The 26,349-nt window shown below is 60.0% G+C and carries 25 protein-coding genes and 1 riboswitch; of the genes, 20 read left to right on the forward strand and 5 right to left on the reverse strand.

Annotation, left to right across the window (positions count from 1 at the left end):
* Positions 1-98 precede the first annotated feature (98 nt).
* From ACWPM9_RS09245 to cobO, 7 genes are all read left to right on the forward strand, one after another.
* Complete coding sequence (locus ACWPM9_RS09245) at positions 99-1,631, forward strand: acyl-CoA carboxylase subunit beta (protein WP_484757481.1); 1,533 nt, start codon at positions 99-101, stop codon at positions 1,629-1,631.
* A 79-nt stretch (positions 1,632-1,710) separates the two neighbouring features.
* Positions 1,711-2,066, forward strand: a riboswitch (cobalamin riboswitch).
* A 149-nt stretch (positions 2,067-2,215) separates the two neighbouring features.
* Complete coding sequence (locus ACWPM9_RS09250; protein ID WP_484757482.1) at positions 2,216-2,494, forward strand: hypothetical protein; 279 nt, start codon at positions 2,216-2,218, stop codon at positions 2,492-2,494.
* A gap of 25 nt (positions 2,495-2,519) precedes the next feature.
* Positions 2,520-3,023 (forward strand): bifunctional adenosylcobinamide kinase/adenosylcobinamide-phosphate guanylyltransferase, encoded by a 504-nt coding sequence (gene cobU, locus ACWPM9_RS09255; protein ID WP_484757483.1) that lies wholly within the window; start codon positions 2,520-2,522, stop codon positions 3,021-3,023.
* Between the two features lie 3 nt (positions 3,024-3,026).
* Complete coding sequence (gene cobW, locus ACWPM9_RS09260) at positions 3,027-4,109, forward strand: cobalamin biosynthesis protein CobW (RefSeq protein ID WP_484757484.1); 1,083 nt, start codon at positions 3,027-3,029, stop codon at positions 4,107-4,109.
* A 13-nt stretch (positions 4,110-4,122) separates the two neighbouring features.
* Entirely contained in the window at positions 4,123-8,061 is a 3,939-nt protein-coding gene (cobN, locus tag ACWPM9_RS09265; protein ID WP_484757485.1) for a cobaltochelatase subunit CobN, read from the forward strand.
* The gene (locus ACWPM9_RS09270; protein ID WP_484757486.1) at positions 8,054-8,494 is read left to right on the forward strand and encodes a GNAT family N-acetyltransferase; all 441 of its coding nucleotides are present in this window, start codon (positions 8,054-8,056) and stop codon (positions 8,492-8,494) included. The genes cobN and ACWPM9_RS09270 overlap by 8 nt, the downstream gene beginning before the upstream one ends.
* Positions 8,491-9,117 carry a cob(I)yrinic acid a,c-diamide adenosyltransferase gene (cobO, locus tag ACWPM9_RS09275; RefSeq protein ID WP_484757487.1) on the forward strand — a complete coding sequence of 209 codons (627 nt, stop codon included), beginning with the start codon at positions 8,491-8,493 and terminating at the stop codon, positions 9,115-9,117. Before ACWPM9_RS09270 ends, cobO begins: the two co-directional genes overlap by 4 nt.
* A 77-nt stretch (positions 9,118-9,194) precedes the next feature.
* Here cobO and ACWPM9_RS09280 read toward each other — a convergent pair whose 3' ends face one another.
* Both ACWPM9_RS09280 and ACWPM9_RS09285 read right to left on the reverse strand, forming a co-directional pair.
* A complete protein-coding gene (locus ACWPM9_RS09280) occupies positions 9,195-9,980 on the reverse strand; it encodes a TSUP family transporter (protein WP_484757632.1) in 786 nt (261 codons plus the stop codon).
* Between the two features lie 149 nt (positions 9,981-10,129).
* Entirely contained in the window at positions 10,130-10,300 is a 171-nt protein-coding gene (locus ACWPM9_RS09285) for a hypothetical protein (protein WP_428186925.1), read from the reverse strand.
* A gap of 305 nt (positions 10,301-10,605) precedes the next feature.
* On the opposite strand from ACWPM9_RS09285, the gene ACWPM9_RS09290 reads away from it, so the two are divergent.
* From ACWPM9_RS09290 to ACWPM9_RS09330, 9 genes are all read left to right on the forward strand, one after another.
* A complete protein-coding gene (locus ACWPM9_RS09290) occupies positions 10,606-11,913 on the forward strand; it encodes a sirohydrochlorin chelatase (RefSeq protein ID WP_484757488.1) in 1,308 nt (435 codons plus the stop codon).
* Positions 11,914-11,927: 14 nt separating this feature from the next.
* Positions 11,928-12,569 (forward strand): precorrin-8X methylmutase, encoded by a 642-nt coding sequence (locus tag ACWPM9_RS09295; protein ID WP_484757489.1) that lies wholly within the window; start codon positions 11,928-11,930, stop codon positions 12,567-12,569.
* Entirely contained in the window at positions 12,562-13,800 is a 1,239-nt protein-coding gene (gene cbiE / locus ACWPM9_RS09300; RefSeq protein ID WP_428186922.1) for a precorrin-6y C5,15-methyltransferase (decarboxylating) subunit CbiE, read from the forward strand. Before ACWPM9_RS09295 ends, cbiE begins: the two co-directional genes overlap by 8 nt.
* A gap of 88 nt (positions 13,801-13,888) precedes the next feature.
* Positions 13,889-14,620: a precorrin-2 C(20)-methyltransferase gene (gene cobI / locus ACWPM9_RS09305; protein WP_484757490.1), complete on the forward strand. Its 732-nt coding sequence runs from the start codon at positions 13,889-13,891 to the stop codon at positions 14,618-14,620.
* Entirely contained in the window at positions 14,617-16,455 is a 1,839-nt protein-coding gene (gene cobJ / locus ACWPM9_RS09310; protein WP_484757491.1) for a precorrin-3B C(17)-methyltransferase, read from the forward strand. Before cobI ends, cobJ begins: the two co-directional genes overlap by 4 nt.
* Positions 16,456-16,540: 85 nt before the next feature.
* A complete protein-coding gene (gene cobM, locus ACWPM9_RS09315; protein ID WP_484757492.1) occupies positions 16,541-17,326 on the forward strand; it encodes a precorrin-4 C(11)-methyltransferase in 786 nt (261 codons plus the stop codon).
* Positions 17,316-17,786: a hypothetical protein gene (locus ACWPM9_RS09320; RefSeq protein ID WP_484757493.1), complete on the forward strand. Its 471-nt coding sequence runs from the start codon at positions 17,316-17,318 to the stop codon at positions 17,784-17,786. The genes cobM and ACWPM9_RS09320 overlap by 11 nt, the downstream gene beginning before the upstream one ends.
* A 141-nt stretch (positions 17,787-17,927) precedes the next feature.
* The gene (locus ACWPM9_RS09325) at positions 17,928-18,389 is read left to right on the forward strand and encodes a GFA family protein (RefSeq protein ID WP_484757494.1); all 462 of its coding nucleotides are present in this window, start codon (positions 17,928-17,930) and stop codon (positions 18,387-18,389) included.
* Between the two features lie 104 nt (positions 18,390-18,493).
* Positions 18,494-19,456, forward strand: a complete 963-nt coding sequence (locus ACWPM9_RS09330; protein WP_428186916.1) for a nucleoside hydrolase — start codon at positions 18,494-18,496, stop codon at positions 19,454-19,456.
* A gap of 34 nt (positions 19,457-19,490) precedes the next feature.
* Here the strand turns inward: ACWPM9_RS09330 and ACWPM9_RS09335 are convergent, their stop codons facing one another.
* The 3 genes from ACWPM9_RS09335 to ACWPM9_RS09345 all read right to left on the reverse strand — a co-directional run bounded on the left by ACWPM9_RS09335 (position 19,491) and on the right by ACWPM9_RS09345 (position 21,963).
* A complete protein-coding gene (locus tag ACWPM9_RS09335) occupies positions 19,491-19,721 on the reverse strand; it encodes a GlsB/YeaQ/YmgE family stress response membrane protein (protein ID WP_428186915.1) in 231 nt (76 codons plus the stop codon).
* A gap of 426 nt (positions 19,722-20,147) precedes the next feature.
* Complete coding sequence (locus ACWPM9_RS09340) at positions 20,148-20,849, reverse strand: cobalt-precorrin-6A reductase (protein WP_484757495.1); 702 nt, start codon at positions 20,847-20,849, stop codon at positions 20,148-20,150.
* The gene (locus ACWPM9_RS09345; RefSeq protein WP_484757633.1) at positions 20,833-21,963 is read right to left on the reverse strand and encodes a cobalt-precorrin-5B (C(1))-methyltransferase; all 1,131 of its coding nucleotides are present in this window, start codon (positions 21,961-21,963) and stop codon (positions 20,833-20,835) included. Before ACWPM9_RS09345 ends, ACWPM9_RS09340 begins: the two co-directional genes overlap by 17 nt.
* A 122-nt stretch (positions 21,964-22,085) precedes the next feature.
* Here ACWPM9_RS09345 and cobA point away from each other — a divergent pair, with 122 nt between their 5' ends.
* Genes cobA through cbiB form a run of 4 tightly spaced genes read left to right on the forward strand, consistent with a single transcriptional unit; the run spans position 22,086 to position 26,216 of the window.
* Positions 22,086-22,931 (forward strand): uroporphyrinogen-III C-methyltransferase, encoded by an 846-nt coding sequence (cobA, locus tag ACWPM9_RS09350; RefSeq protein WP_428186913.1) that lies wholly within the window; start codon positions 22,086-22,088, stop codon positions 22,929-22,931.
* Positions 22,928-24,235, forward strand: coding sequence for a cobyrinic acid a,c-diamide synthase CobB (locus ACWPM9_RS09355; protein ID WP_484757496.1), 1,308 nt, complete (start codon positions 22,928-22,930; stop codon positions 24,233-24,235). Before cobA ends, ACWPM9_RS09355 begins: the two co-directional genes overlap by 4 nt.
* Positions 24,232-25,242 carry a threonine-phosphate decarboxylase CobD gene (cobD, locus tag ACWPM9_RS09360; RefSeq protein ID WP_484757497.1) on the forward strand — a complete coding sequence of 337 codons (1,011 nt, stop codon included), beginning with the start codon at positions 24,232-24,234 and terminating at the stop codon, positions 25,240-25,242. The genes ACWPM9_RS09355 and cobD overlap by 4 nt, the downstream gene beginning before the upstream one ends.
* The gene (cbiB, locus tag ACWPM9_RS09365; RefSeq protein WP_484757498.1) at positions 25,239-26,216 is read left to right on the forward strand and encodes an adenosylcobinamide-phosphate synthase CbiB; all 978 of its coding nucleotides are present in this window, start codon (positions 25,239-25,241) and stop codon (positions 26,214-26,216) included. The genes cobD and cbiB overlap by 4 nt, the downstream gene beginning before the upstream one ends.
* Positions 26,217-26,349: the final 133 nt, after the last annotated feature.

Here is a 26,349-nt window from a genome sequence, read left to right on the forward strand (position 1 = left end):
CTCTTTCGGGTCCTAATACCAATAGCGAAGGCTGTTGCGCTTCAATCCGCAGCGTTGTCATGGTAAGCCCGCACATTCGTTGAGGATGAGGGGCTGCCATGAAGGAAATTCTCCGGGAACTTGAAGAGCGTCGCGAAAAAGCGCGGCTTGGCGGCGGACAGACGCGCATCGATGCCCAGCACAAGCGCGGCAAGCTGACTGCGCGCGAACGCATCGACATCTTTCTGGATGAGGGCTCCTTCGAGGAATTCGACATGTTCGTCGAGCACCGTTGCTCGGATTTCGGCATGGAGAATACGCGCATTTCGGGGGATGGTGTCGTCACCGGATGGGGCACGGTCAACGGCAGAACGGTCTTTGTCTTTGCCAAGGACTTTACCGTGTTCGGCGGTTCGCTGTCGGAAGCGCATGCCGAGAAGATCTGCAAGATCCAGGATATGGCGCTTAGAAACCGTGCGCCGATCATCGGGATCTATGACGCCGGCGGTGCGCGCATCCAGGAGGGTGTGGCAGCGCTTGGCGGTTATGCAGAGGTGTTCCAGCGCAATGTGCTGGCCTCGGGCGTCATTCCGCAGATTTCGGTGATCATGGGGCCCTGCGCCGGCGGTGACGTCTATTCGCCGGCCATGACCGATTTCATTTTCATGGTGCGCGATACCTCCTACATGTTCGTGACAGGCCCCGATGTGGTGAAGACCGTGACCAACGAGACGGTGACTGCGGAAGAATTGGGTGGGGCCTCTATCCACACGACCAAATCATCGATCGCCGATGGCGCCTATGAAAACGACGTGGAAGCGCTGCTGCAGGTGCGCCGGTTGATCGAGCTTCTGCCGCAGTCGAATACGGCGCCAGTTCCCGAGATCGAGTGCTTTCAGCCCGTTGACCAGACCGATATGTCTCTCGACACGCTGGTGCCTGCCAATGCCAACAAACCCTACGACATCAAGGAACTGATTCTGAAGACCGCGGATGAAGGCGATTTCTTCGAGATCCAGGCAAGCTTCGCCAAGAATATCGTCTGTGGTTTCGGTCGCATCGAGGGGTCGACCGTCGGTTTTGTCGCCAACCAGCCAATGGTGCTGGCCGGCGTCCTTGATTCCGATGCCAGCCGCAAGGCTGCACGCTTCGTCCGCTTTTGCGATTGCTTCAACATTCCGATTGTCACCTTTGTCGATGTGCCGGGCTTTCTGCCGGGCACAGCGCAGGAATATGGCGGATTGATCAAGCATGGCGCCAAGCTGCTGTTTGCCTATGCCGAGGCGACCGTGCCGAAGCTGACTGTGATTACCCGCAAGGCCTTCGGTGGCGCTTACGATGTGATGGCGTCAAAGCATCTGCGTGGTGACATCAACTATGCCTGGCCAACGGCGCAGATCGCGGTAATGGGGGCCAAGGGTGCGGTCGAGATCATTTTCCGCAAGGATATCGCTGATCCAGACAAGATTGCCCAGCACACCAAGATGTATGAAGACCGCTTCCTGTCGCCGTTCGCGGCCGCCGAGCGTGGCTATATCGACGAGATCATCCGTCCGCAATCGACCCGCCGACGGCTTGCGCGCGGGTTGAAGATGCTGCGTAACAAGGACCTGTCCAATCCCTGGAAGAAACACGACAACATTCCTCTGTGAGCGAAGTCGTCCCCTGTCTTCTGAGGTCGCCGGTTTGATTGACTTCATTCGACGGAACGCATAATCATGCGGGAGAATTGGATGGTTTCCGCTTCATCCTGGGATGACGCGGAGAGCAAAAGGGAATGCGACGGATGGACCCAAACAGGGCGTCCCAATCGCAGCCGACCCCGCGACTGTAGAGCGGCGAGGCGTTCTCATCCGTTTGTGCTGAAGACTGTCGAGATCGACCGCATGGTGCGGCGGCAGGTGGTCTTCCTGCAGGCGGAAAAGCCACTGAAAATGTGGTGCGAATAACCGGGGTTGGACGCCTCCTTATCTACGAATCGTCCGCCTTTCGCATCACGGTAGTTTTCGGGAAGGTGAGGGAAAGCCGTGGGCAAATGCGCGTGACTGCGCAGCGCCCGAAGCCGCGAGCCAGGAGACCTGCCGTCCTTCAGGGCCTGACGCCCGAAACTGGGGTATCTCCCCGTTGCCAGCACGGAGGTTGTCGTGGCGACATTTGGTGAAGCGCCCTTGCGGTCGCGTCTACGCTGTTGTTGCTGCCGGGAGGTCGCGTGCATTGCATGCGACATGCAAACCCGATGAAGCCTTCTGCATTGTTCAAACGCTGGACGGTCCTCTTGCTGGTCGTGGCCGCGCTGTTCTTTGCCATTCTGCCGCGCTTTATCGGTCGCAACGCCGAAGACCTGAATTCTGCCGCCGACACGGAGGTGGAGCTACCCAATGTGGACAAGCTCCTGCCCGAGGAAGACAAGAGCAATCCCGATTTTGCCATTTCCGGCAAGGCGACCGCTAAGGATCGTACCGTGATCATCGGCAAGCCCGGCGGCCTGTTCGGCTTGTCCGACAAGGTGAATTGACGTGGCAGCGGATAAAACCAGAAACGTGACATTTGTTCTGGGTGGTGCGCGCTCCGGAAAGTCGCGTTTTGCCGAAAACATTGCCACAGATACGGGTCTGGACCGACATTACATCGCAACCGGACAGGCCTTCGATGACGAGATGCGGGCGCGCATCGCGGCCCATCGTTCGGATCGGGGCGAGGGGTGGATCACCCACGAGGCGCCACTCGAGCTGGTTGAGACGCTGACCTCGACCAGCGCGTCACAGAATGCCGTTCTGGTCGATTGTCTGACGCTCTGGGTGTCCAATCTGATGCTGGCGGACAAGGATGTGGAGGGGCAGAGCGCCGGGCTGGCTGACTGCCTTCGCCATCTCTCAGGTGAGATCGTGATCGTTGCCAATGAAGTTGGGCTTGGGATCGTGCCGGATAATCGCATGGCGCGGGAATTTCGCGACCATGCGGGGCGGCTCAACCAGATGATCGCCGCACAAGCGGACACAGTGTATTTCGTAGCGGCCGGTTTGCCGCTGAAAATGAAGGGTTAAATCATGCTGCAGGCCAAAATTCCGGCAACCGTCATCACCGGCTTTCTCGGATCGGGAAAAACCACGATTATCCGCAACATGCTGATGAATGCCGGCGGCAAGAAGATCGCCCTCATTATCAACGAATTCGGCGATCTGGGTGTCGATGGCGATGTGCTGAAGGGCTGCGGTGCCGATAATTGCACCGAAGACGACATCATCGAGCTCACCAATGGCTGCATATGCTGCACGGTCGCCGATGACTTCATTCCGACCATGGAAAAGCTCCTGGACCGGCCAGACCGCCCCGATCACATCGTGATCGAGACATCGGGGCTTGCCTTGCCGCAGCCGCTGGTCGCGGCGTTTAACTGGCCGGGTATCAAGACGCGGGTGACGGTGGATGGGGTGGTCACGGTCGTCGATAGTGCAGCGGTCGCTGCCGGGCGCTTTGCCGATGATCATGACAAGGTGGACGCGCTTCGTGCACTCGATGACAATCTTGACCACGAAAGCCCGATTGAGGAACTGTTCGAGGATCAGCTCACTTGCGCTGACCTGATCATACTCAACAAGGCCGATCTTCTGGAGGCCGAGGCGCTTGCCGACGTCAAGTCAAAGGTTGCCGGCCGCATTGCCCGCAAACCGTCATTGATCGAGGCCCGCCATGGCGAAGTTCCGGCACTGGTGCTTCTGGGGCTTGGTGCCGCTACAGAAGGCGACATCGACAATCGTAAGTCTCACCATGAGCTGGAGCATGCTGCGGCCCATGAGAGTGGCGACGACCATGATCATCTTCATCACCATGACCACGATGAATTCGAGAGCTTCGCGCTGACACTGCCATCGATTACCGATCCGGCAGCCTTTGCGGAGACGCTGAAGAACATCATTTCCGACCATGACATTCTGCGTCTCAAAGGGTTCGTCGACGTGCCGGGCAAGCCGATGCGGCTTGTCATTCAGGCCGTGGGCACCCGCATCGACACCTATTTCGACCGGCCCTGGGCAGCCGGCGAAAAGCGCGAAACCCGGATCGTGGTCATCGGCCTGCATGACTGGGATTTCGGCGCAGTTGTCGAAGCGGTGGAAGGGGCGGCGGCTTAGCCGTCGTTAGGCAATGCACCTTCTGCTCGCCCAGAAAGGCACGATTGCCGACAGTGACGAGGCCATCGATCTGGGACAGACGCCGGGCGATGTGTTGTTCCTGTCTGCCGCCGATACCGAGCTTGCCGCCATCGCGGCTGCCTACCGCATGGTGGCCCCTGCGTTTTCGCTGAGGGTCGCAAGCCTTTCGAGCCTCAAGCATCCGATGTCGGTCGACGCCTATATCGAGCGCACTGCGCGCCACGCAAAACTGATCGTCGTCAGGGCGTTGGGAGGTGCCGGTTACTTTCATTATGCGCTGGAGGCGCTCCATGCTGTCGCACGCCGCACAGGTGCTGCAATCGCGGTGCTTCCGGGCGATGACAAGCCGGATCAGGGACTGGACAGTTTCTCGACGGTAGACGCTGACGCACTCCAAACTCTGTGGGCCTATCTGATCGAGGGCGGGGCGGATAACAGCGAAAGCCTGATCCGCTTTTGCGCAGCGCTGATCGGCAAGGGCGACAAGCCGGAACCGGCCATCCCCTTGTTGAAAGCTGGTATCTGGTATCCGCGCAGGGGCGTGATCGGTGTTGAGGAATGGTGCACTTTGCAGCGCGCCATGTCTGCCGGTGGAGAGACAGATCTTGCCACCCATAATGTCGATCTGGCTCCATCACCCGTCGTTGCCATCTGCTTTTATCGCGCGCTTGTCCAATCGGGTGACACCGCGCCTGTTGCTGCCTTGGTGGAGGCGCTGGATGTTGAGGGTATCAGGGCGCTTCCGGTGTTCGTCTCCAGCCTCAAGGATGCCGTTTGCGCCGATACCATCCGCTCGGTCTTTGGCGCCGTGACACCCGATGTGGTGATCAATGCCACGGGGTTTGCCGTGTCTGCGCCGGGCGCCGAGCGCAAGGCAACCGTTTTGGACGAGCAGGGTGCCGTGGTCCTGCAGGCGGTCTTTTCCTCCTCGTCGCGCGAGGCGTGGGAGAACAGCAGCCAGGGACTGTCGGCGCGAGATCTGGCGATGAATGTGGCGCTGCCGGAGGTCGATGGCCGAGTGCTGTCCCGGGCTATCTCGTTCAAGTCTGCAGCCCGCTTCGATGCAGCCGTCGAAGCCAATATCGTCAGTCATCAGCCGGATACCAACCGCGCGGCCTTCGTGGCGCGCCTTGCTGCCAACTGGGCGCGGTTGAGGCGAACTTGCGCCAGGGACCGTCGTGTGGTGATCGTCATGGCCAATTATCCAAACCGCGATGGCCGGCTTGGCAATGGTGTGGGTCTCGATACGCCTGCTGGCACGATGGAAGTGCTGCGCGCGATGCAGGAACAGGACTATTCCGTCGACGATTTGCCCGCGGATGGCGATGCGCTGATGCAGCATCTGATGGCGGGGCCGACCAATGCCGCCAATGATGGTCGTGAGATCCGCGAGACGCTTTCGTTGAGTCGATACAAGACGTTCTTCGAGAGTCTTCCCATATCGATTCAAGACGCGGTCACTTTGCGCTGGGGGGCGCCTGAGCGCGATCCGTTCTTCCTCGACGGTCGCTTTGCGCTGCCGTTGACGCGCTTCGGCGAGGTGTTGGTGGGTATACAGCCGGCACGCGGTTACAATATCGATCCCAAGGAAACCTATCATTCCCCGGATCTTGTTCCGCCGCACGGTTATCTGGCGTTTTACGCCTATCTGCGGGAGGCCTATGGCGCGCATGCGATCGTGCATATGGGCAAGCATGGCAATCTCGAATGGCTGCCGGGCAAGGCACTGGCGCTGTCGCAAGCGTGTTATCCTGAAGCCGTGTTCGGCCCCTTGCCGCATCTCTATCCCTTCATCGTCAACGATCCCGGCGAAGGAACCCAGGCCAAGCGCCGCACAAGTGCCGTCATCATCGATCACCTGACGCCGCCGCTCACACGCGCAGAAAGCTATGGTCCGCTGAAGGACCTGGAGGCACTGGTTGATGAATATTACGAGGCATCCGGCGGCGATCCGCGCCGGCTGAAGTTGTTGAAAAAGCAGATCCTCGACCTGATCGCCGATATCGGTCTCGATCAGGATGCCGGTATCGCCAAGGGTGAGGCGGAGGATACGGCACTTGAAAAGCTGGATGCCTATCTGTGCGACTTGAAGGAGATGCAGATCCGCGACGGGTTGCACATCTTCGGTCTGGCGCCGGAGGGGCGGCTGCTGACGGATTTGGTGGTGGCGCTTGCCCGTGTGCCGCGCGGCCAGGGCGAGGGCGGCGATGCGAGCCTGCAGCGGGCCATTGCGGGGGATCTCAAGCTGCAGAAAAAACCCTCCCCACCCCCTCCCCACAAGGGGGAGGAGCTGCCCCTGCATTCGGCGTCTGCCTTGGCGGTCGAGCCGGTGCCGCTTGTCGTCGCCCCCCTTGTGGGGGAGATGGCCGGCAGGCCACAGGGGGACTTGGTTTCGACTTTCGACCCCCTCGACTGCGTCATGTCCGATCCGTGGACCGGAGCGAAACCGGCGATTCTCTCAGACATTACTGACGCTCCCTGGCGCACCCATGGCGACACCGTCGAGCGCATCGAATTGCTCGCCGCCAAGCTCGTCTCCGGTGATTTGATCTGCCCCGAAAGCTGGCCGCTAACCCAAGCCGTGCTTGCCGAGATCGAAACCCGTCTCAAGCCCGCCGTCGTCTCCTCCGGCCCCGCCGAAATCCAGGGCCTGCTGAAAGGCCTTGCTGGCACATTCGTGCCACCCGGTCCCTCTGGCGCGCCGACGCGCGGACGGCCCGACGTATTGCCGACGGGGCGAAACTTCTATTCCGTCGACAGCCGTGCCGTGCCGACGCCAGCGGCCTATGAACTGGGCAAGAAATCCGCAGAGCTTCTGATCCAGCGCTTTGTCCAGGACCATGGAGAGTGGCCGGTTTCCTTCGGCCTGACGGCCTGGGGGACTTCCAATATGCGCACCGGCGGCGATGACATCGCCCAGGCTCTGGCGCTGATCGGGGTGAAGCCGTTGTGGGACATGGCCTCTCGCCGCGTGACCGGCTACGAGATCATTCCGCAGGCTCTGCTTGGGCGCCCACGTGTGGATGTGACCCTTCGAATTTCAGGGTTTTTCCGCGATGCATTTCCGGAGCAGATCGCGCTCGTTGACAAGGCCGTGCGAGCGGTGGCGGCTCTGGACGAGGATGAGGCCGACAACCCGATCGCTGGCAGGGTCAGGGCAGAGACTGCGCGACTGCTCAGCGAGGGGCTGGATGCGACCGCAGCTGCGCGCCGGGCGGGCTACCGTGTCTTCGGTTCGAAACCCGGTGCCTATGGCGCAGGTCTTCAGGCCTTGATCGATGAGAAGGGCTGGGACAATCGTGCGGATCTGGCCGAGGCCTATCTCGTCTGGGGTGGTTATGCTTACGGGGCAGGCGAAGACGGCAAGGCTGAACGAGGCTTGTTCGAAGAGCGACTGCGTTCGGTGCAGGCTGTGGTGCAAAATCAGGACAATCGCGAGCACGACCTGCTCGACAGCGATGATTACTACCAGTTCGAGGGCGGCATGACGGCGGCGGTCGAGCATGTTTCCGGTGCTCGGCCCAAGGTCTATCACAACGACCATTCCCGTCCGGAAAAACCGGTGATCCGGAGCCTTGAGGAAGAGATCGGTCGCGTGGTGCGCGCCCGCGTCGTCAATCCGAAATGGATCGCCGGTGTGATGCGACACGGCTACAAGGGCGCCTTCGAGATTGCTGCGACTGTGGATTATATGTTCGCATTCTCGGCAACGACGGGCGCCGTGCGAGATCACCATTTCGAAGCGGTCTATCAGGCCTTTATCGCCGATCAGACGGTCTCGGACTTCATGCGCGAGAAAAATCCCGCCGCCTTTGAGGAAATGCGCGGCCGCCTTTTGGAGGCAATCGAGCGCGGGTTGTGGACGCCGCGGTCGAATTCGGCGATGTACGACCTTGCTGTTGTGAGTGATACTGGAATGCGTGATGATTGAGATTATACGCCTTGAGGACGAGGCGGGCGCGGCGAACCAGACGGCCGTGGATGCGATACTGGACGAGACGGCATTGGAGCTTGGGCGGCCTTTCCGCGCGGGCCCGGTCAATCTGCGTGCTGAGGATGCCAATGGACGGATGGTGGGCGGGCTGACCGCAAGCGTGCTCCAAGGCTGGTTCTTCGTGAAACTGCTGGCTGTTGCGCCTGAAGGGCGCGGGCAGGGAATCGGTGCCCGGTTGCTGGCTGAGGCCGAGCGGATTGCCGCTGAAAAGGGACTTGCCGGCGTCTATCTCGACACGTTCGATTTTCAGGCGCCACGGTTTTACCTTCGTGAAGGTTATCGCGAAATTGGCAGATTGCCGGCAGCCGGTGATGCGCCTCAGCGCATCTGGTTTGCCAAGACATTTGATGAAACGGGGAGCGAGACATGAGCGATGCAACCACCGGCGAGGCCGACCTTCGGCGCCATTCCGAAAAGATGGCGAAGAAGAAGGCTGCCCGCGACAAGATCATGGCGACCAAAACCGATGAGAAGGGTCTGATCATCGTTCATACCGGAAAGGGCAAGGGCAAGTCGTCCGCTGCCTTCGGCATGATCTTCCGACATATTGCCCATGGAAAGAAATGCGCCGTGGTGCAGTTCATCAAGGGTGCCATGTCGACGGGCGAGCGGGATCTCATCCTCAGCCGCTTTTCCGACCTTTGCGAATTCCACACCATGGGTGAGGGCTTTACCTGGGAAACGCAGGACAAGGCCCGTGATATCGAGATGGCGAGGGCTGCGTGGGAAAAGGCCAAGGACCTGATCCGTGACCCCTCAAATTTGATGGTATTGCTGGACGAGATCAATATCGCGATACGCTATGACTATATCGATCTGGCCGAGGTGATCGAGTTTCTGGCGACCGAAAAGCCGCATATGACTCACGTGGTTCTGACAGGCCGTAACGCCAAGGATGAGTTGATCGAGATTGCCGATCTTGTGACCGAGATGGAACTGATCAAGCATCCGTTCCGCTCCGGCATCAAGGCCCAGATAGGCGTCGAATTCTAACGGAGACATGGCCCCGGCTGGCAGTTGGCAATTCTGCTGGCCGTCGCTCGGCGCCTGGGCGGGGGCGGTGCGTTGTTTTAAACGCCGAGCCAGACGCGAACGGGGTTGGCCGGATCAGACAGAAGTTTGATTGCCATGGCAAGACAGGACAGGATCAAAAGCGGTTTGATGATCCGCGCGCCATTGCGCATGGCCAGGCGCGAGCCGATCTGGGCTCCGATGATCTGGCCGACACCCATGATCAGGCCGATTTTCCAAAGGATCGCGCCCGAGAAGATGAAGACGATGAATGCACCGACATTGGAGCCGAGGTTCAAGAGCTTGGTGTGGGCCGTTGCTTTCAGCATGCCGAAGCCCGTCAGCGACACAAAGCTCAACATGAAGAAGGACCCGGTGCCCGGCCCGAACAAGCCATCGTAAAGCCCGATCAGCGGAACGACGGTGACGCCGAAGGCGAAGGCTGCCATGCGGCGGTGGCTGTCGACGTCGGAGAGGTTCGGTTTCAGGGCGAAATAGACGGCCACTGCGATCAGCAGGAAGGGCATCAGCAATTTCAGCACGTCGCCCGGCATGATTGTGGCAAGCCCTGCGCCCACCCCACCGCCAATCGTGGCGGCCAACGCCATCGGCAGCTGCGCCTTGAGGTCCACATGGCCCTTGCGGGCATAGGCGATGGTGGCCGAGGCTGCTCCGAACTGTCCCTGAAGCTTGTTGGTGCCAAGTGTCTCCAAAGGCGGGATGCCGGCGATCAGCATGGCGGGAATGGTAATCAGCCCGCCGCCGCCGGCAATGGAATCGACAAAACCCGCAGCAAGTGCTGCCGCAAATAACAAAAGCACGGTGAGATCGAAGAATTCCAGCACGGAAAAGCCTGCATCTATGACGTTAAGAGGCGGAACGTCCGCCACGTTTTAAGCTGCCCTATGCCACAGGAGGTTTGCTGGATAAAGCGCGATATTGATCATCCCCGGCGAGCGTTTGCAAACGCGCCGAGGATGAATGCTGCTTGCCGCTAAAGACCTTTGACGACGTTGCCCAGGCACAGCAGGCCGAATGCCGCGGTCATCAGCCAGAAAGCGGGAATGCCAACGAAATGCAGAACGTTGAAAACCATCAGCAGGGCGACGATTGCCAGGACGAGCGAGATCAGAAATACGATTTGTGTTGGGCGGCTGAGATTCATGGTGTTCTCTCCGGTGAATATCAAAGCACCATAGGACTATTGCCGGGCAGGTCAATGCGAGTTGCAATGCATCAGTTCGCGCAATTATGGGCATGAATGGCGCAAACGGGTTTGACCCATTCGCGCGGCTTCGCTAAAGCTCGGACATGTGCGACGGCGCCTGTTCGACAGGCTGGAAATAGTCCGGTGCGGCTGACCCAATCAGGGGGCCAATTCCGGAGCTGTCCCAATGGCCAAAGAACCGCGTGTGAGCGTGGTTCCGGCGCTTCGTACATGAAACGGCATACGAAGCAGGAGGCCACGACATGGCGGAAAAACTCGGAATCATGGTGTGCGGACACGGCAGCCGCAATCAGAATGCAGCGCGCGAATTCGCGGTGATCGCTGAGGCTCTGAAGGCCCGAAATCCCGATATGCCCGTGGAATATGGCTATCTCGAATTCTGCAATCCGGTGATCGCCGAGGGTCTGGACAAATTGCGGTCCGAGGGTGTGACGCGCGTGCTGGCCATTCCGGGCATGTTGTTTGCCGCGGGCCATGCCAAGAACGACATTCCCTCGGTGCTCAATACCTATCAAGCGCAAAATCCGGGCATGGTCATCAATTACGGTCGCGAGCTTGGCATCGACCTGAAAATGATCCGAGCCGCCGGCGACCGCATTCAGGAGGCTGTCGAGAGCGCCAATGCCGAGTTCGGCTTCGTTGACAAGCACGACACACTTTTAATGGTGGTCGGTCGCGGTTCGTCCGATCCGGATGCGAATTCCAATGCCACCAAGGTCATGCGCATGCTGTGGGAAGGCCTTGGCTTCGGTTGGGGCGAAACCTGCTATTCGGGCGTGACCTTTCCGCTGGTGGAGCCGGGCCTGACCCATGCCGCAAAACTTGGCTACAAGCGCATCATCGTCTTTCCGTATTTCCTGTTTACTGGCGTTCTGGTGAAGCGGATCTATTCCTATACCGATGAGGTTGCGGCCAGATTTCCCGATATCCAGTTCGTCAAGGCAAGCTATCTCAACGATCATCCGCTGGTGCTCGACACGTTTCAGGACCGCGTCGGCGAGATCCTCGAGGGTGCGGCCGTGATGAACTGTCAAATGTGCAAATATCGCGAGCAGGTGCTCGGCTTCGAAGCCGATATCGGCCAGCCGCAGGAAAGCCATCACCACCATGTCGAGGGCATTGGCGGCGGGCTGGAAGACTGTCCGTGCAAGGGCGATTGCGATGCCTCTTGCCGCGATCCGGAATTCTGCAAGGCGCATGGTCTGCCCTGGACGCCGGTGCATAGCCACGACGCGCCGAACGATCTTGAACCTGCATTCGACTATTCCGCGTCGTTCACGCTCGGTGGCAAATATGCCGGTCTGGCCAATAGGGACGTCGATCCAGACCTGCAGGCGGTGATGGATGCACCGTCGAGCGGCAAGGCTGCGGTCCATGAACATGGCCCCGATTGCGGCTGCGGCCATCACCATGGACATGATCACGGTCACAGCCACGCTCACGGACATGAGCACGACCATTCCCACGAGCACTCTCATGGTCACGACCATCATCATGCACCATACCCTCATGCGGACCATCCGCTCGGGCCGAAATCGATGAAGAAATAGAAATGGCGGCGGCGGTGACATCCCTCGATTACATTCGCGATCCGGCTGAGATCTACCGACAGTCTTTCGCGACGATCCGTAGTGAAGTGGCTCTGGATGATTTTCCGGTTGTCATGCAGCCGCTGGTCATCCGTTTGATCCACGCCTGCGGTATGACGGATCTTGCCGCTGACATCGCATTTTCGCAGGGGGCGTTCGAAGCAGGGGCGGCGGCTCTCGCAACCGGTGCTGCCGTGATCGTCGATGCGGAGATGGTGCGGCATGGTATTATCACGCGACTTCTACCGGCCGGAAACCAGGTGCTCTGCCTCTTGAACGACGCGCGCACGCGCCCCAAGGCCGCCGAGATTGAAAACACCCGCTCTGCGGCCCAAGTGGATCTTTGGGATGCGCATCTTGACGGTGCCGTTGTCGCCATTGGCAATGCGCCGACCGCTCTGTTTCGGCTTCTGGAGCGGATAGACGCGGGCGCACCGAAGCCGGCGTTGATTCTCGGCTTTCCGGTCGGTTTTGTCGGCGCCGCAGAATCCAAGGATGCGTTGATCGCTGACAGTCGTGGCATTCCATACATTGCCGTTCGTGGGCGCCGTGGCGGATCGGCCATGGCTTCTGCTGCCGTCAATGCGCTTGGGGGAGGTCTCGGAACCAATGTCTGACGTCATCCTCGAACCATGGCTTACCATCATCGGCATCGGCGACAATGGGTTGAAAAGCCTGACGCCGGAGGCGCAATCGCTTGTCTGGCAGGCCGAGACGCTGGTGCTGGGAGAGCGGCTCGATGCCGTGATCGACGGCAGCCGGTTGCCGGATTTGAAGCGCATCCTCAACTGGAGCGGTGGTTTTCGCGATACGCTGGCCGAAGTGTTGAAGCTGCGGGGTACGCCGGTGACGGTGTTGGCCACCGGCGATCCCATGCATTACGGCATCGGGGCGACATTGCTGCGCTATGTTCCGGCGGAAGAAATCCGGGTATTGCCGTCACCCTCTGCCTTTTCTCTGGCGGCTTCGCGGCTGGGTTGGCCGTTGCAGTCTGTTACCTGCATTTCTTTGCATGGCAGGCCGCTGGCCAAGCTCAACCGGCATCTGATGCCGCGCCATCGCATTATGGCTCTGACATCCGGAACGGAAACCGTGATTGGCGCTGCGGCCTTGATGGTGAAGCGTGATTTCGGCAATTCATTGCTGACCGTGCTTGAACATATGGGGGGCGATGACGAGCGGGTTACCACCATGACGGCGAGTGACCTGCTGGCCGAGCAGCCGGAATTTTCCGCGTTCAATACGCTGGCTATCGATTGCGTTTCGGACTCGCCGCTCGTGTCTCCAATCGCCGGTCTGCCCGATGATGATTTCGTTCATGATGGCCAGATCACCAAGCGGGAAGTACGGGCCGTCACTTTATCTTTCTTGCAACCATTTCCGGAAGCGCTGCTTTGGGATGTGGGGGCTGGCTGCGGCACCGTGGCGCTGGAATTCATGCGGATCGGTCACGGCGCGCGGGCCATTGCGATCGAGGACAAGCCGGAACGCGTTTCGATGATCCGTGAGAATGCGGAAAAGCTCGGTTTTCCCGATCTCGATATTGTCGAAGGTCGCGCGCCTCACGCGCTGGAGCGGTTGGAAACGCCGGATGTCATCTTTATCGGTGGCGGCATAACCGGCGACGGGGTCTTCGACGCCTGCTGGCGCGCGCTCCCGCCGGGCGGTCGCATCGTCGCCAATGCCGTGACGGTTGAGGGCGAGGCCAGGCTTGCCCAGCTGCAAAGCGAATTTGGCGGGGAGTTGACGCGTTTGACCGTGTCGCGCGCGGAACCTGTCGGTCGATATCTCGGCTGGAAGGGCCTGATGCCTGTGACCATCTGGTGGACGATGAAGGGGAACGGGTGATGACTTTGGCAGTGGCGTTGTCGGTCGAGAATGCAGGAGCTGCAATCGGCAGCCTTGTTCTGTGCCGTCCGGCGATTGGAGCGCGTCCATGAGCGGCAAACTCTACGGGCTTGGCCTTGGGCCGGGCGATCCGGAATTGATCACGCTGAAGGCCCATCGCATCCTCACGTCGACGCCGGTGATTGCTTATCCCGCCCCGGATACGGGACCGAGTTTCGCGCGCCAGATCGTCGCCTCTTATCTGGATGCCTCGCAGCTTGAGGTGCCAATCGTCGTGCCGATGCGGGTGGAGCGGTTTCCGGCACAGGAGATCTATGATGCTGCCGCCAGCGAGTTGTCGCGGCACCTGGATGCCGGCTCCAATGTCGCCGTCTTGTGCGAGGGAGACCCGTTTTTCTACGGCTCGTTCATGTATCTGTTTTCGCGGCTTTCGGGTCGATATGAGACCGAGGTTGTGCCTGGCGTCTCATCGATCATGGCCGGAGCATCCGCCTTTGGCCGACCGCTTGCGGCGCGAAACGATGTGCTTTCGGTGGTGCCGGGTCCGCTGGAAGATGCAATGCTGATGGCACGGATCGAGGCTGCTGATGCGGTGGCCATCATCAAGGTTGGCCGCCATTTCGCCCGTATTCGTGCCTTGATTGATCGATTGGGGCTCACGGATCGCGCCGCCTATGTCGAGCGTGTGTCTCTGGCAGAAGAGCGGGTCATACCGCTCGGTGACGTGCCAGAGGATACCGCCCCCTATTTCTCGATGATCCTGATTTACAAGGGTGCCGAGGCCTATGCCTTTGGCGCCGACAAAACGGAAACCGCATGATCGACTTGAACAAACCTGCCGTTCTCATTCTGACCCAGCGAGCCTTGCCGTTGGCCTCGCAGGTTGCGGCGCTGATTGACGGTGAGGTGCATGGCGCCGAGGCACGGGTCAGCGGCGCTGACCTGGCATTCACAGATACCAAGGCGCATGTGCGTGAACTCTTTCACGCAGGCCGTCCCGTCATCGCCATCATGGCGTCCGGTGCGCTGATCCGCCTTCTCGCACCGGCGCTCGCAGACAAGAGCAGCGAGCCACCGGTGATTGCGCTCTCCGAGGATGGCAAATCGATCGTGCCGCTTCTGGGCGGTCATCATGGTGCCAATGATCTGGCGCGCTTGATTGCCGACGGGCTGGACGGCCATGCTGCCGTGACGACGGCTGGCGATCTGAGATTCGGCATTGCACTGGATGCGCCGCCTGCAGGCTATGTGCTGGCCAATCCGGACAATGCCAAGGCCGTGATGGCGGAGCTCGTCGCCGGTGCATCGGCGAGCCTGTCCGATCCCGATGGAATAGGTGCCAATTGGCTGAGGTCCTCGCGTATCCCGTTTTCGGACGATGCTGCGGTGACGCTGACAGTCACAGACCAGGCCCGGAACGGGGATCCGCTCGAACTCATCTACCACCCGAAAACTCTGGTGCTTGGCATTGGCTGCGAACGTCATGCTTCAGCCGAGGAAGCAATCGCGCTGGCTGAAAAGGCGCTTGCCGATGGCGGATTTGCACGGGCGAGCCTTGCAGCCATCTGCTCGATCGATCTGAAGGCAGATGAGACCGCGGTCCATGCTGTTGCCAGCCATTTCGGCGTGCCGGCGCGCTTTTTCGATGCGACAACGCTGGAAGCGGAGGCGCCCCGGTTGAAGAACCCGTCGGCCATCGTATTCGCCGAGGTCGGGTGCCACGGTGTGGCTGAGGGCGCGGCGCTCGCGGCTGCCGGTGCAAAGGGTGCGCTGGTGGTGGAGAAGATCAAGTCCAGAGGCGCCACCGCTGCGATTGCACGCGCGACCGAGCCCGTCGATCCTCATAGCACAGGCCGCGCCCGTGGCACGCTGTACGTCGTCGGCATCGGTCCGGGTTCAGATGGCTGGCGTTCGCCGGAAGTGTCGCAGATGGTGGCGCGGTCCACGGATCTCGTCGGCTACTCGCTTTATCTCGATCTGCTCGGTGAGCTTGGCCGCGACAAGACCCGCCATGATTTCGATCTGGGCAAGGAAGAGGCCCGGGTTGTCCATGCCATGGAACTGGCGGGGCAGGGCAAGACCGTTTCGCTCGTTTGTTCTGGCGATGCCGGCATTTATGCCATGGCGACGCTGGTTTTCGAACTCTTCGAAAAGGGCGGCATTTCCGAGGCTGCCCGGCGGATCGAGGTGCAGAATTCACCGGGTATTTCGGCCCTTCAGGGTGCTGCAGCGCGGATCGGTGCGCCACTTGGACACGATTTCTGCACGATATCGCTGTCGGACCTTCTGACACCCTGGGAACATATCAAACGCCGCGTCACAGCCGCGGGCGAGGGTGACTTCGTCATCGCCTTTTACAATCCTGTGTCGATGAAGCGCCGCACCCAGCTTGCCTGGGCGCGCGACACGCTTCTCGACTATAGGCCATTCGATACGCCCGTCGTGCTGGCCACCAATCTCGGTCGGCCCGGCGAATTCGTCCGCACCGTTCCGCTGGGTGCACTCGACGTTGACGATGTCGACATGCTGACCGTGGTTGTGGTCGGCTCGTCGGAAAGCCGCACTGTAACCACCGGTGACGGCAAGACCTGGGTCTATACCCCGCGCGGTTATTCCGGAAAGTCCGATACGGGCATGACGGGGGCGACAGAGTGATTGTGTCGCACAGTATTCGACCCCCTCATCGGGTGGGGCAGTGCTTTCGGCGTCGTCTGTCGCTTTGTTGTCTGAGGAGTTCTCCATGACTGTCTATTTCATCGGTGCCGGTCCCGGCGCGCCGGATCTTATTACGGTGCGCGGTTTGCGGCTGATCGAGCGCTGCCCGGTCTGCCTTTATGCCGGTTCTCTGGTGCCTGAAGAGATCGTCAAGGCAGCGCCCCAGGATGCGCTGGTCAAGGACACGGCACCCATGCATCTCGACGAGATCATCGCCGATATTGTCGCGGCCCATGATCGCGGTGAGGATGTCGCTCGGGTGCACTCCGGAGACCCCTCGATCTACGGGGCGACAGCCGAACAGATGCGCAGGCTCGATGCGCTGGATATTCCCTATGACGTGGTGCCCGGAGTGCCGGCCTTTGCCGCTACCGCCGCGCGACTGAAGACAGAATTGACCCTGCCCGAAATTGCCCAGACGGTGATCGTCACGCGGACCGGCATGAAGGCATCGTCGATGCCGGAATTCGAGACGCTGGAGATCCTGGGCAAGTCCAGGGCAACGCTTGCCATCCATCTGTCGATCCGCAATCTGCCACATATACGCGAAACGCTGACACCCTATTACGGCGAGGACTGCCCTGTCGTTATTGCCTACCGTGCGACCTGGCCGGACGAGTTGTTCATCCGCACCTCGTTGAAGGACATGCAGGCCGCGGTGCGCGAGGCGAAGATCACCCGCACCGCTTTGGTCATGGTGGGCAAGGTGTTCGGGGAGGTCGAGTTCCGTGACAGCGATCTCTACAATTCCGGCTTCTCTCATGTGCTGAGGAATGTCGGCAAGAAAAAGAAAGTCGCCAGTGACGGCTGAAAGCGGCTCTGCCGCTCAGCGTGGCAGGATTGTCCTGACGGTATTTGGCAGTTTTCTGATCTATTGTGCAGCCTTGGCGGCCGGCCTCATTACGACTGGCCTGATGTTCGTTGGCTATATCGCGCTTCGCATGGCAAGCGGTCTGCCGCCGGTCCTCAAGCAGGCCTTGGGCTACAACGTGATCGATGACGGTACGCCGTGGCAATGGACTTTCAATCTGCTGTTGTGGGGCCTGCCGGCGCTGCCGCTCTGCCGGTGGTTGCTCGGCTTCATCGCCGGACATCGGCCTCCCTGGGGCCGCATGTTTGCAGGTTTTGGAGCTCTTGGCGTGTTACTCTATTTTTGCGGTGTGCTGGCCTACGAGACCGATCTCGATCGCCGTCTTCTGGTGGCTTGCGGTGTCGTCGTCCTGTTGACCTTCGGTTTTGCCGCGACCCGTCGCTGGATCACCGTCGCCTGAGCGCCGTCGGGGCATGTGTTGGTGCCGCATCAAAGAACGGCATATTTCTAGCTGCAAAGCATGGCGGCTCTCGACAGGTTGAGGGCTCTTCCGGGTTTGTGATAGTGCTGCGAGAGGTTCATTATCGTGGGGGAGAGAGGAATGAAGGAAGACGGGCGCGTTATCGAAGGTTCTTGTCGTTGTGGGCAGGTGCGCATGAAGCTGAAAGGCAAGCCCGCGCTCACGATGGCGTGCCACTGCACGGGATGTCAGAAGATGACGGCAAGCGCCTTTTCGCTCAGTGCCTTTTATCCCTTTGAGAATTTCGAGGTCTCAGGTCTCGAGCCCGTTATCGGAGGCCTACATGGCGACCTCGATCATTATTGCTGCCCCCATTGCCTGAGCTGGCTTTTTACCCGCGCGGAGCGAATGGGGCCGTTCGTCAATGTCCGTCCGACAATGTTCGAAAATGCCCGAAGCTTCATACCCTTCATCGAGTCCCAGACGGCGGAAAAGTTGTCTTGGGCAACGACGCCGGCAGTCCACAGCTTCGAGCGTTTCCCGCCGCCGGATTCCTATCCTGCGTTGATCACGGAGTTTGCGGCATCCGGTTTCGCCGATTGATGCACAGGCCACACTGCGCTTTTGTCGCTTGAACGGTCCGTGGCGCTTCTGTAAGTCGATCTGACGGCACTGGCCGGACACAGGCAATTTAATCGGTGACACTCATGCATAAAGTCATTTTCGATACGGATCCCGGCGTCGACGACGCGATGGCCTTGCTCTTTCTGCATCATCACCCTCAGATCGATCTTCTGGGTATCACCACCGTGTTCGGCAATGCCACGATCGAAACCACGACCCGCAACGCGCTCTATCTGAAGCGCGAATGGAAGATCGATGCGCCGGTTGTCCGTGGTGCCGGCGAAACCTTTTTGCCCAATCGCGTCAGTCATGAACCGCCAAAATATATTCACGGCGATGATGGGCTGGGCAATATCGGTGTTCCGGATGACGTTGGCATTCACGCCGATCCAAGGCTCGCCCACCGTTTCATCATAGAGGCGATCAAGGCCGACCCCGGTGAAGTGACGCTCGTGGCTGTCGGTCGGATGACCAATCTGGCGCTGGCGCTGAGGGAAGCGCCGGAGATTGCCAAGCTGGTCAAGCAGGTCGTCATCATGGGCGGTGCCTTTGAGGTCAACGGCAATGTCACGCCCGCTGCCGAGGCCAATATTCATGGCGATCCTGAAGCTGCCGACGTGGTCTTCACCGCAGACTGGCCGGTTGTCGTTGTCGGTCTCGACGTGACCATGCAGACGGTCATGACCAATGGACAGCTGGCTGATATACGCGACGCGGCGGGCTCAAGCCGCGCGCGCCTGCTGTTTGATCTCTCGCAGTTCTATATCCAGTTTTACCAGAGCCGGGTTCCCGATGGCATGGTGGTGCATGACAGCTGCGCCTGCGTCTATGTCGTGGCGCCGGAATTGTTTGAGACCCGCAAAGGGACCATTCGCGTGGTCTGCGGCGGTATTGCCGACGGTCAAACGATTCAGAAACCGGACGGCCGCGGTTTCGGTCCTTCTGAATGGGACAATCTGCCGAGCCAGACAATCTGCACCGGCATCGACGCGCCTGCGGTGCTGAAGCTCATTCATGATGCGATCGTGTCGGTGAAGGAAGACTGATCGTTTTAAATGCGGACTATGGAGGCTGGGGAGACTAAAGTTTCCTCAGCGTTCCGCAGACGAGTGAGAGGATGACGGCGCATAGGGCAGGTGTGATCACCGTGCCGACATAGCCGACCAGATGGACTCCGGCCAGCGGAGGCATGTAGATCGCAATCAGCCCGCCGATGACGCCGATCATCATGTCACCAAGCGCGCCAAAATTGGCCTCCAGCACCAGAATGCCGGTGAGCCAACCGGCAATGACGGCCGGTAGCAGTGCCATCGCCAACTCTTCCATTAGGAGACACTCCGCAAACGCCGCTTGTGCGGGGGCGAGGCGTGCGCGTTCTTTGATGCGCTGGATGGACTGTTCCCATTCGGCACATATGCGGCCTGGTCGTTAATGTCTTTGCAAGCACGCTCCAGTTTGACGCTGCTCCATTTCTGGTGGAGCTCTGGTGAGCACTTAACACGCCAAAATTTCACGGCCCGTCGTTTGGTTGCGCCTGAACCAGCATTCATGGCGACATTTCTCCCTTACCCCAGAGATTTCGCTTCCGAGATAATATGTGCCAAGCCGCCTGGATTGAGAATATCGTCTATCCAAATTCTCTAATGTATATAAATTTCCGGTAAATGCACACGCCAGGCGTGTCCCGCATTGGTGCAGAACACCGGTCTTCGATGGCAATGACGGGTGGAGATGAGACTACGGAGTGTGCGGGTTGTCCAGGCGAGACAGAAGGATGACCGGGATGGCGAGCCGGCGTGCCGCTTCGAACTTGCCGTAGCTGGCGCGACCTCCTGAATTGCGGGCTACCAGATGGGTGATGCCATGCTCTTTAAAGAGCGCTCCTTCCGTGTCTTTGTCGGCTGACGGCTTGCCGATCACCAGCTCGTGTGAGGGCAGGTCAAGCGGTGCCAATGGCGGATCGACCATTCGAATAACGAAGTGGCAATCCGGACGGCTTTCGAAGGCTTTGAGATATTGCCGTCCCAGTGCGAGAAAGACGCGGGCATCGGCGGGCAGGGCGCTTGCAGCCTCCTCCAGAGATGCAACCTGTGTCCAGAGATCGCCATTCTCGGGTTGCCATTCCGGACGCTGCACGTGCTCGAGCGGCACTCCGGCCGCCTTGCTGGCAAGTCGTGCGTTTTCTGATATGCGGCGCGCGAATGGATGTGTGGCGTCAATGACGCGTGTGATGCGCTGATCTCGCAAATAGGCGATCAGCCCATCCACGCCGCCAAAGCCGCCGATGCGAACCTCGCCAGAGGGTAGCGCCGGCTCTGCGGTGCGCCCGGCAAGTGAGGTGATGACGCGGGCCTCTCCAGACGCCATCAACGTATTTGCCAGTGCATGGGCTTCTGCTGTGCCGCCCAATATCAGAATGGTCTCACCCCGCGCGGCCAATGATTTTGCCTTTCCGGTCAGTGACGACGATATCGATTTCGACGGGGGCACCGCGCAAAATAGCAAGGGCTGCATCCCGCGCCCGGGCGGCGACGATCGGGGGGAGGTCGATGCCGTTTTCGCGAGTCAGCTCAAGGACTTCCAGGGCAGTATTCGCATTTTGAATCTGCTCCTTCAAAGGGTGAGTGAGGCTCTCGGGTACAATCAGGGATTCCAGAAACCCCATGTCGACCTGGCTTCTTGCCGAGTGCAGATCCATGGCGCCTTGTGCCAGCTTTGTCAGCTTGGCGAAGCCGCCGGCAATGGTGAGGCGCGCAACGGGATGGGCGCGCACATATTTCAAAAGCCCGCCGGCGAAATCGCCCATGTCAATCAGCGCGCCTTCCGGAAGACCGTAAAGTTCTTGTCCAGCCTTCTCAGAGGTCGAACCTGTCGCGCCGAGCAGATGTGTCAAACCTTCGGCACGGGCGACGTCTACACCACGATGGATGGAGTGGATCCAGGCTGCGCACGAGAAGGGATGAACGACGCCGGTTGTGCCGAGCACAGAGAGGCCGCCGACGATGCCAAGCCGCGGGTTCCATGTCTGTTGCGCAACGGTCGTTCCGCCCGGAATAGAGATGGTCACCTCGACATCGGCGTTCCTGTCATGTGCCGTACACAACGCCTCGACTTCTGCCGTGATCATGGCACGGGGTACGGGGTTTATGGCAGGTTCACCGACGGGCAAAGGCAGGCCGGCCTTTGTGACAGTTCCCACGCCGTCGCCGGCGACAAAGCGGATACCGCTTCCGGGGGCTGAAAACCGGACAGACGCCATTACGGTGAGCCCATGGGTCACATCCGGATCATCGCCCGCATCCTTGACGATGCCCGCCGTAGCAACGCCGTGTTCGAGGCTTTCCTGTGTCAGCGCAAAGGCGGGCTCCTCGCCGCGCGGGAGCCGGATCGAGACGGGATCTGGAAAGGTGCCGGTGATCAGCGCAGACAGTGCCGCCTTGGTGGCCGCGGTCGCGCAGGCGCCCGTCGTCCAGCCGGTGCGCAAGGTCCCTTCGGGCTTGTCACGGTTTTTGCCGGAATCGGCATCGGATGGTTGCGCTGCGGCCTTGCTCATGCTGGTCTTATAGGCCAGCCTTGTGACGGGCGGAAGCACCTTGGAAACCATGGCGCCAACCGACGGGGCCTGATGAGATTTGCGAGATTGCAATTTTGCCTGCCGCAGCATAGAGCAAGACCATGAACGACACTCCTTTCCGGAACCTGCCATCGCTCGAGCCGGGGCATGTCTGGCTCGCTGGCGCTGGCCCCGGCGACCCGGGGCTGCTCACCCTGCTTGCCGCAAAGGCGCTCGGTGAAGCGGATGTCATCGTGCATGACGCGCTGGTCAATGACGAGTGTCTTCGGCTCGCCCGCTCCGGCGCGACAATCGAATATGCTGGAAAACGAGGCGGCAAACCGTCCGCCAAGCAGCGGGATATCTCTCTTCGCCTTGTGGAGCTTGCGCGATCCGGTCAGCGTGTACTGCGGTTGAAGGGCGGCGATCCGTTTGTTTTCGGGCGTGGCGGCGAAGAGGCCCTGACCCTTGCCGAACACGGAATTGCCTTTCGCATCGTGCCTGGCATTACCGCTGGCATCGGTGGTCTTGGTTATGCAGGCATTCCGGTGACCCACCGTGAAGTCAATCACGCGGTCACCTTTCTGACCGGGCATGATTCGTCCGGTTTTGTGCCGGACCGCATCGATTGGGACGCCATCGCACGCGGCTCACCGGTGATCGTCATGTACATGGCCATGAAGCATATCGGATCGATTACCGGCCAGTTGATGGCGGCCGGCCGCTCGAAAGACGAGCCGCTGGCTTTTGTCTGCGATGCGGCAACGGCTGCGCAACGCGTGCTCGTCACCACACTCGGCGAGGCCGAGCAAGCGATGACGGAAGCCGGAATTTCACCGCCGGCCATTGTCGTGGTGGGAGAGGTCGTGCGCCTCAGACCTTCACTCGACTGGCTCGGCGCATTGTCAGGCAAGACATTGGCGCCCGATCCCTTTCTAACAGACGCTGCCAGAAGAGACAGAGCATGAGCGGATTGATGATTTCTGCCCCATCCACCGGATCGGGCAAGACCACTGTGACGCTTGGACTTTTGCGCGCTCTGAGGAATGCGGGTTATGCCATTGCGCCGGGCAAGGCCGGTCCTGATTATATCGATACGGCTTTCCATGCCGCCGCAAGCGGCGAAGCCTGTTTCAATTTCGATCCCTGGGGCATGCGCAAGGAGTTGTTGCTTGCCAATGCGGCACTTCATGCATCGGGCGGCAAGACGCTGGTGATCGAGGCCATGATGGGCCTGTTTGATGGCGCTGCCGATGGGTCCGGTTCTGCGGCCGAACTGGCTTCCATCCTCGGCCTTTCCGTGGTGCTTGTGGTCGATTGCGCCAAGGCATCGCATTCGATTGCCGCACTGGTGAGTGGTTTTGCCAATTTCCGGGTCGATACACGAATCGTCGGCGTGATCCTCAACCGTGTCGGCAGCGCCCGCCATGAGGCCATGCTGCGGGCGGCGATGGACAAGATCCGTATGCCCGTCTTTGCTGTGATGCGTTCGGACAATACCCTGACCATTCCAGAGCGTCATCTGGGACTCGTGCAGGCTGGCGAGCACGGCGAGCTCGATGCGTTCATCGAGCATGCAGCGACAGCGGTTGCCGCCGAATGCGATCTTGAGGCGTTGATGCGGGCGGCGCGCTATATTCCGGACAAGCCTTCGGACGCCAATATCCTGCGCCTTCCACCGCTTGGGCACAAGATCGCGGTCGCGCGCGATGTGGCCTTTGCCTTCTGTTATGAACACATGCTGTTCGGCTGGAAACGGCGCGGCGCGGAGATCAGCTTCTTCTCGCCCTTGGCCGACGAAGCTCCGGCGGATGATGCCGATGCGGTTTATCTTCCGGGGGGATATCCGGAATTGCACGCTGGCGAGATCGCGGCGGCTTCAAACTTCCGTGCAGGTCTGATTGCTGCGCGCGATCGTGGTGCGCGTATCTTTGGAGAGTGCGGCGGCTATATGGTTCTGGGCGAGGGGCTGATCGATGCAGACGGCGTACGGCATGAGATGCTCGGCATGCTGCCGGTCGTCACCAGTTTTGAAACGCGCAAGCGTCATCTCGGCTATCGCCACATGAGGCCACTCGGCTCATCCTTCTTCACCGATCCCATGAACGGTCACGAGTTCCACTACGCCACTGTGGTGAGTGAGGGAGAGGGCGATGCCTTGTTCCAGGTGGAGGATGCGCTTGGAGCGGATCTGGGACAGGCGGGGCGGCAACGCGGCAATGTGGCCGGCTCGTTCATGCATCTGGTCGATATTCGCAGTGAGGAACAGTGAGCGCGCCTATTCGCCATGGCGGCGGCGTCGCAGACGCTGCAGCACGCTATGGAGGCTGTGAGACCGCCTGGCTGGATTTGTCGACGGGTATCAATCCTTGTCCGCCAGTTCTCCCCGAAATTGAGGAACGGACGTGGCACCGGCTCCCGGATCGCTCGCTGGACGTGGCCGCTTGCGAGGCTGCGCGGGTATTTTATCATAGTGGGACTATCCTGCCGCTGGCCGTTCCCGGCACGCAATCGGTGATCCAGGTGCTGCCGCGTCTGGCCGATCCAACCCGGCATATTGCGATATTTTCTCCGACCTATGGGGAATATGCGCGTACCTTTGCTCTGGCGGGTTTCGAGGTTGATGGCGTCGCTTCGTTGGACGACATTGGGCCACAGCATCAATTGGTGGTGCTGGTCAATCCGAACAATCCGGATGGGCGTGTGTTTTCATCGGTTGAAGTCGAAGCGCTGGCGCAGCGCCTGGCCGCGCAGGGCAGTTATCTGGTGGTCGATGAGGCTTTCTGCGATTGTTCGCCCGAGGTGTCTGTCGCAGCCCGTGTGGAGCGTTCTCCCAATCTCATTGTCTTTCGATCATTTGGAAAATTCTTCGGCATGGCAGGGATGCGGCTTGGCTTTGTCATCGCTGAGGCATCGTTGCGTGAGCAGTTTTCAACGTGGCTTGGCCCATGGGCGGTATCCGGACCGGCACTTTCTGTCGCATCCTCGCTAATGCAGGGGGAAGCGGACGTCATACGGAAGAGCCTGTTGGAGCGGCATCGGGGACTGGATGCGGTTTTAAACGCAGCGGGACTGAGAGTGCGGGGCGGGACTGCGCTGTTTTCTCTTGTCGAGCTCGACGATGCTGCAGGCCTTCACGACCATTTATGCCAGTGTCATATCCTGACGCGGGTTTTCGACTACGCGCCCAAATGGATGCGCCTCGGCCTTGCCCCTGATGCGGACGGGGATCATCGCTTGGCCTCAGCCCTCGCCGACTGGAAAGCGATGCGGCCATGATACGGCTTGCCATCCTGTTCATTGCGCTCGTGCTGGACCGCAACATTGGCGACCCGCCGAAATTGTGGTCGCGTATTCCGCATCCGGTGGTCCTGTTCGGAGCGGCTATCGCGTTTCTCGATCACCGGCTCAACAAGCCACTCAGCGCGCCATCCTTGCGCAAACGCAATGGCGTGATTGCCATCGCCGCATTGCTTGTGCTGGCCTTGACCATCGGCTGGCTTCTGCACGCCGTGTTCTGGCAGCTTGGCATAGCGGGATTTGCGTTGGAGGCTGTACTCGTTTCTGTCTTGCTGGCCCATAAAAGCCTTCGCGATCATGTCGATGCGGTCGCCAAAGGCCTTCGCCAAGGTGGGCTTGAGGGTGGACGACAGGCTGTGTCGATGATCGTTGGGCGCGACCCCAATAGGCTCGATGAAGCAGGTGTCAGCCGTGCGGCCATCGAAAGTCTGGCAGAAAATTTTGCCGATGGCGTGGTGGCGCCGGCCCTCTGGTATGCGCTACTCGGTTTGCCCGGCCTCGTCGCCTACAAAATGCTCAACACGGCCGATTCGATGATCGGTCACAAGAATGAGACCTATCTGCATTTCGGCTGGGCATCGGCGAGGCTCGATGATGTGGCCAATTGGCCCGCTGCACGCTTGTCAGCGGGCGCGATTGCTGCGGCTGCAACGCTGCGTTGGGGTTTGGCGACAGGTGCGCGTGCGCTAACGGTTGCGGCGCGCGATAGCGGGCTGCACAGGTCTCCCAATTCCGGGTGGCCGGAGGCGGCCTTTGCCGGTGCGCTCGATATACGACTGGCCGGCCCCCGGATTTACGGCGGCGTGCTGGTCAGCGAACCGATGATCAACGGGGCAGGGCAGTCTGTCATGGGCGAGTCGGATATCAGTCGGGCTGTTGGACTTTTCGATATCTGTGGCTGGGTGTTGTGCGCCGTTACCGCCATCGGAATTGTGTTGCTGGCGATGCTATAGGCCGTTGATTGTTTTTCTTCCCTACCTTTGAAATTGGCCGCCCCCTTCTCATAACACTGTCTTTATTCCCGCGAGTTCTGGCCCGTTGAAGAATAGAATTGCGGCTTTTCAAGCTATTCTTTTAAGACTTTCG

Source organism: Agrobacterium sp. H141 (genome assembly GCF_057158725.1).

Coding starts and splice junctions, on each gene's coding strand:
- ACWPM9_RS09245 (WP_484757481.1), top strand. CDS start 99: ATGAAGGAAATTCTCCGGGAACTTGAAGAGCGTCGCGAAAAAGCGCGG.
- ACWPM9_RS09250 (WP_484757482.1), top strand. CDS start 2,216: ATGAAGCCTTCTGCATTGTTCAAACGCTGGACGGTCCTCTTGCTGGTC.
- cobW (WP_484757484.1), top strand. CDS start 3,027: ATGCTGCAGGCCAAAATTCCGGCAACCGTCATCACCGGCTTTCTCGGA.
- cobN (WP_484757485.1), top strand. CDS start 4,123: ATGCACCTTCTGCTCGCCCAGAAAGGCACGATTGCCGACAGTGACGAG.
- ACWPM9_RS09270 (WP_484757486.1), top strand. CDS start 8,054: ATGATTGAGATTATACGCCTTGAGGACGAGGCGGGCGCGGCGAACCAG.
- cobO (WP_484757487.1), top strand. CDS start 8,491: ATGAGCGATGCAACCACCGGCGAGGCCGACCTTCGGCGCCATTCCGAA.
- ACWPM9_RS09285 (WP_428186925.1), bottom strand. CDS start 10,300: ATGAATCTCAGCCGCCCAACACAAATCGTATTTCTGATCTCGCTCGTC.
- ACWPM9_RS09290 (WP_484757488.1), top strand. CDS start 10,606: ATGGCGGAAAAACTCGGAATCATGGTGTGCGGACACGGCAGCCGCAAT.
- cbiE (WP_428186922.1), top strand. CDS start 12,562: ATGTCTGACGTCATCCTCGAACCATGGCTTACCATCATCGGCATCGGC.
- cobI (WP_484757490.1), top strand. CDS start 13,889: ATGAGCGGCAAACTCTACGGGCTTGGCCTTGGGCCGGGCGATCCGGAA.
- cobJ (WP_484757491.1), top strand. CDS start 14,617: ATGATCGACTTGAACAAACCTGCCGTTCTCATTCTGACCCAGCGAGCC.
- cobM (WP_484757492.1), top strand. CDS start 16,541: ATGACTGTCTATTTCATCGGTGCCGGTCCCGGCGCGCCGGATCTTATT.
- ACWPM9_RS09325 (WP_484757494.1), top strand. CDS start 17,928: ATGAAGGAAGACGGGCGCGTTATCGAAGGTTCTTGTCGTTGTGGGCAG.
- ACWPM9_RS09330 (WP_428186916.1), top strand. CDS start 18,494: ATGCATAAAGTCATTTTCGATACGGATCCCGGCGTCGACGACGCGATG.
- ACWPM9_RS09335 (WP_428186915.1), bottom strand. CDS start 19,721: ATGGCACTGCTACCGGCCGTCATTGCCGGTTGGCTCACCGGCATTCTG.
- ACWPM9_RS09345 (WP_484757633.1), bottom strand. CDS start 21,963: ATGAGCAAGGCCGCAGCGCAACCATCCGATGCCGATTCCGGCAAAAAC.
- cobA (WP_428186913.1), top strand. CDS start 22,086: ATGAACGACACTCCTTTCCGGAACCTGCCATCGCTCGAGCCGGGGCAT.
- ACWPM9_RS09355 (WP_484757496.1), top strand. CDS start 22,928: ATGAGCGGATTGATGATTTCTGCCCCATCCACCGGATCGGGCAAGACC.
- cbiB (WP_484757498.1), top strand. CDS start 25,239: ATGATACGGCTTGCCATCCTGTTCATTGCGCTCGTGCTGGACCGCAAC.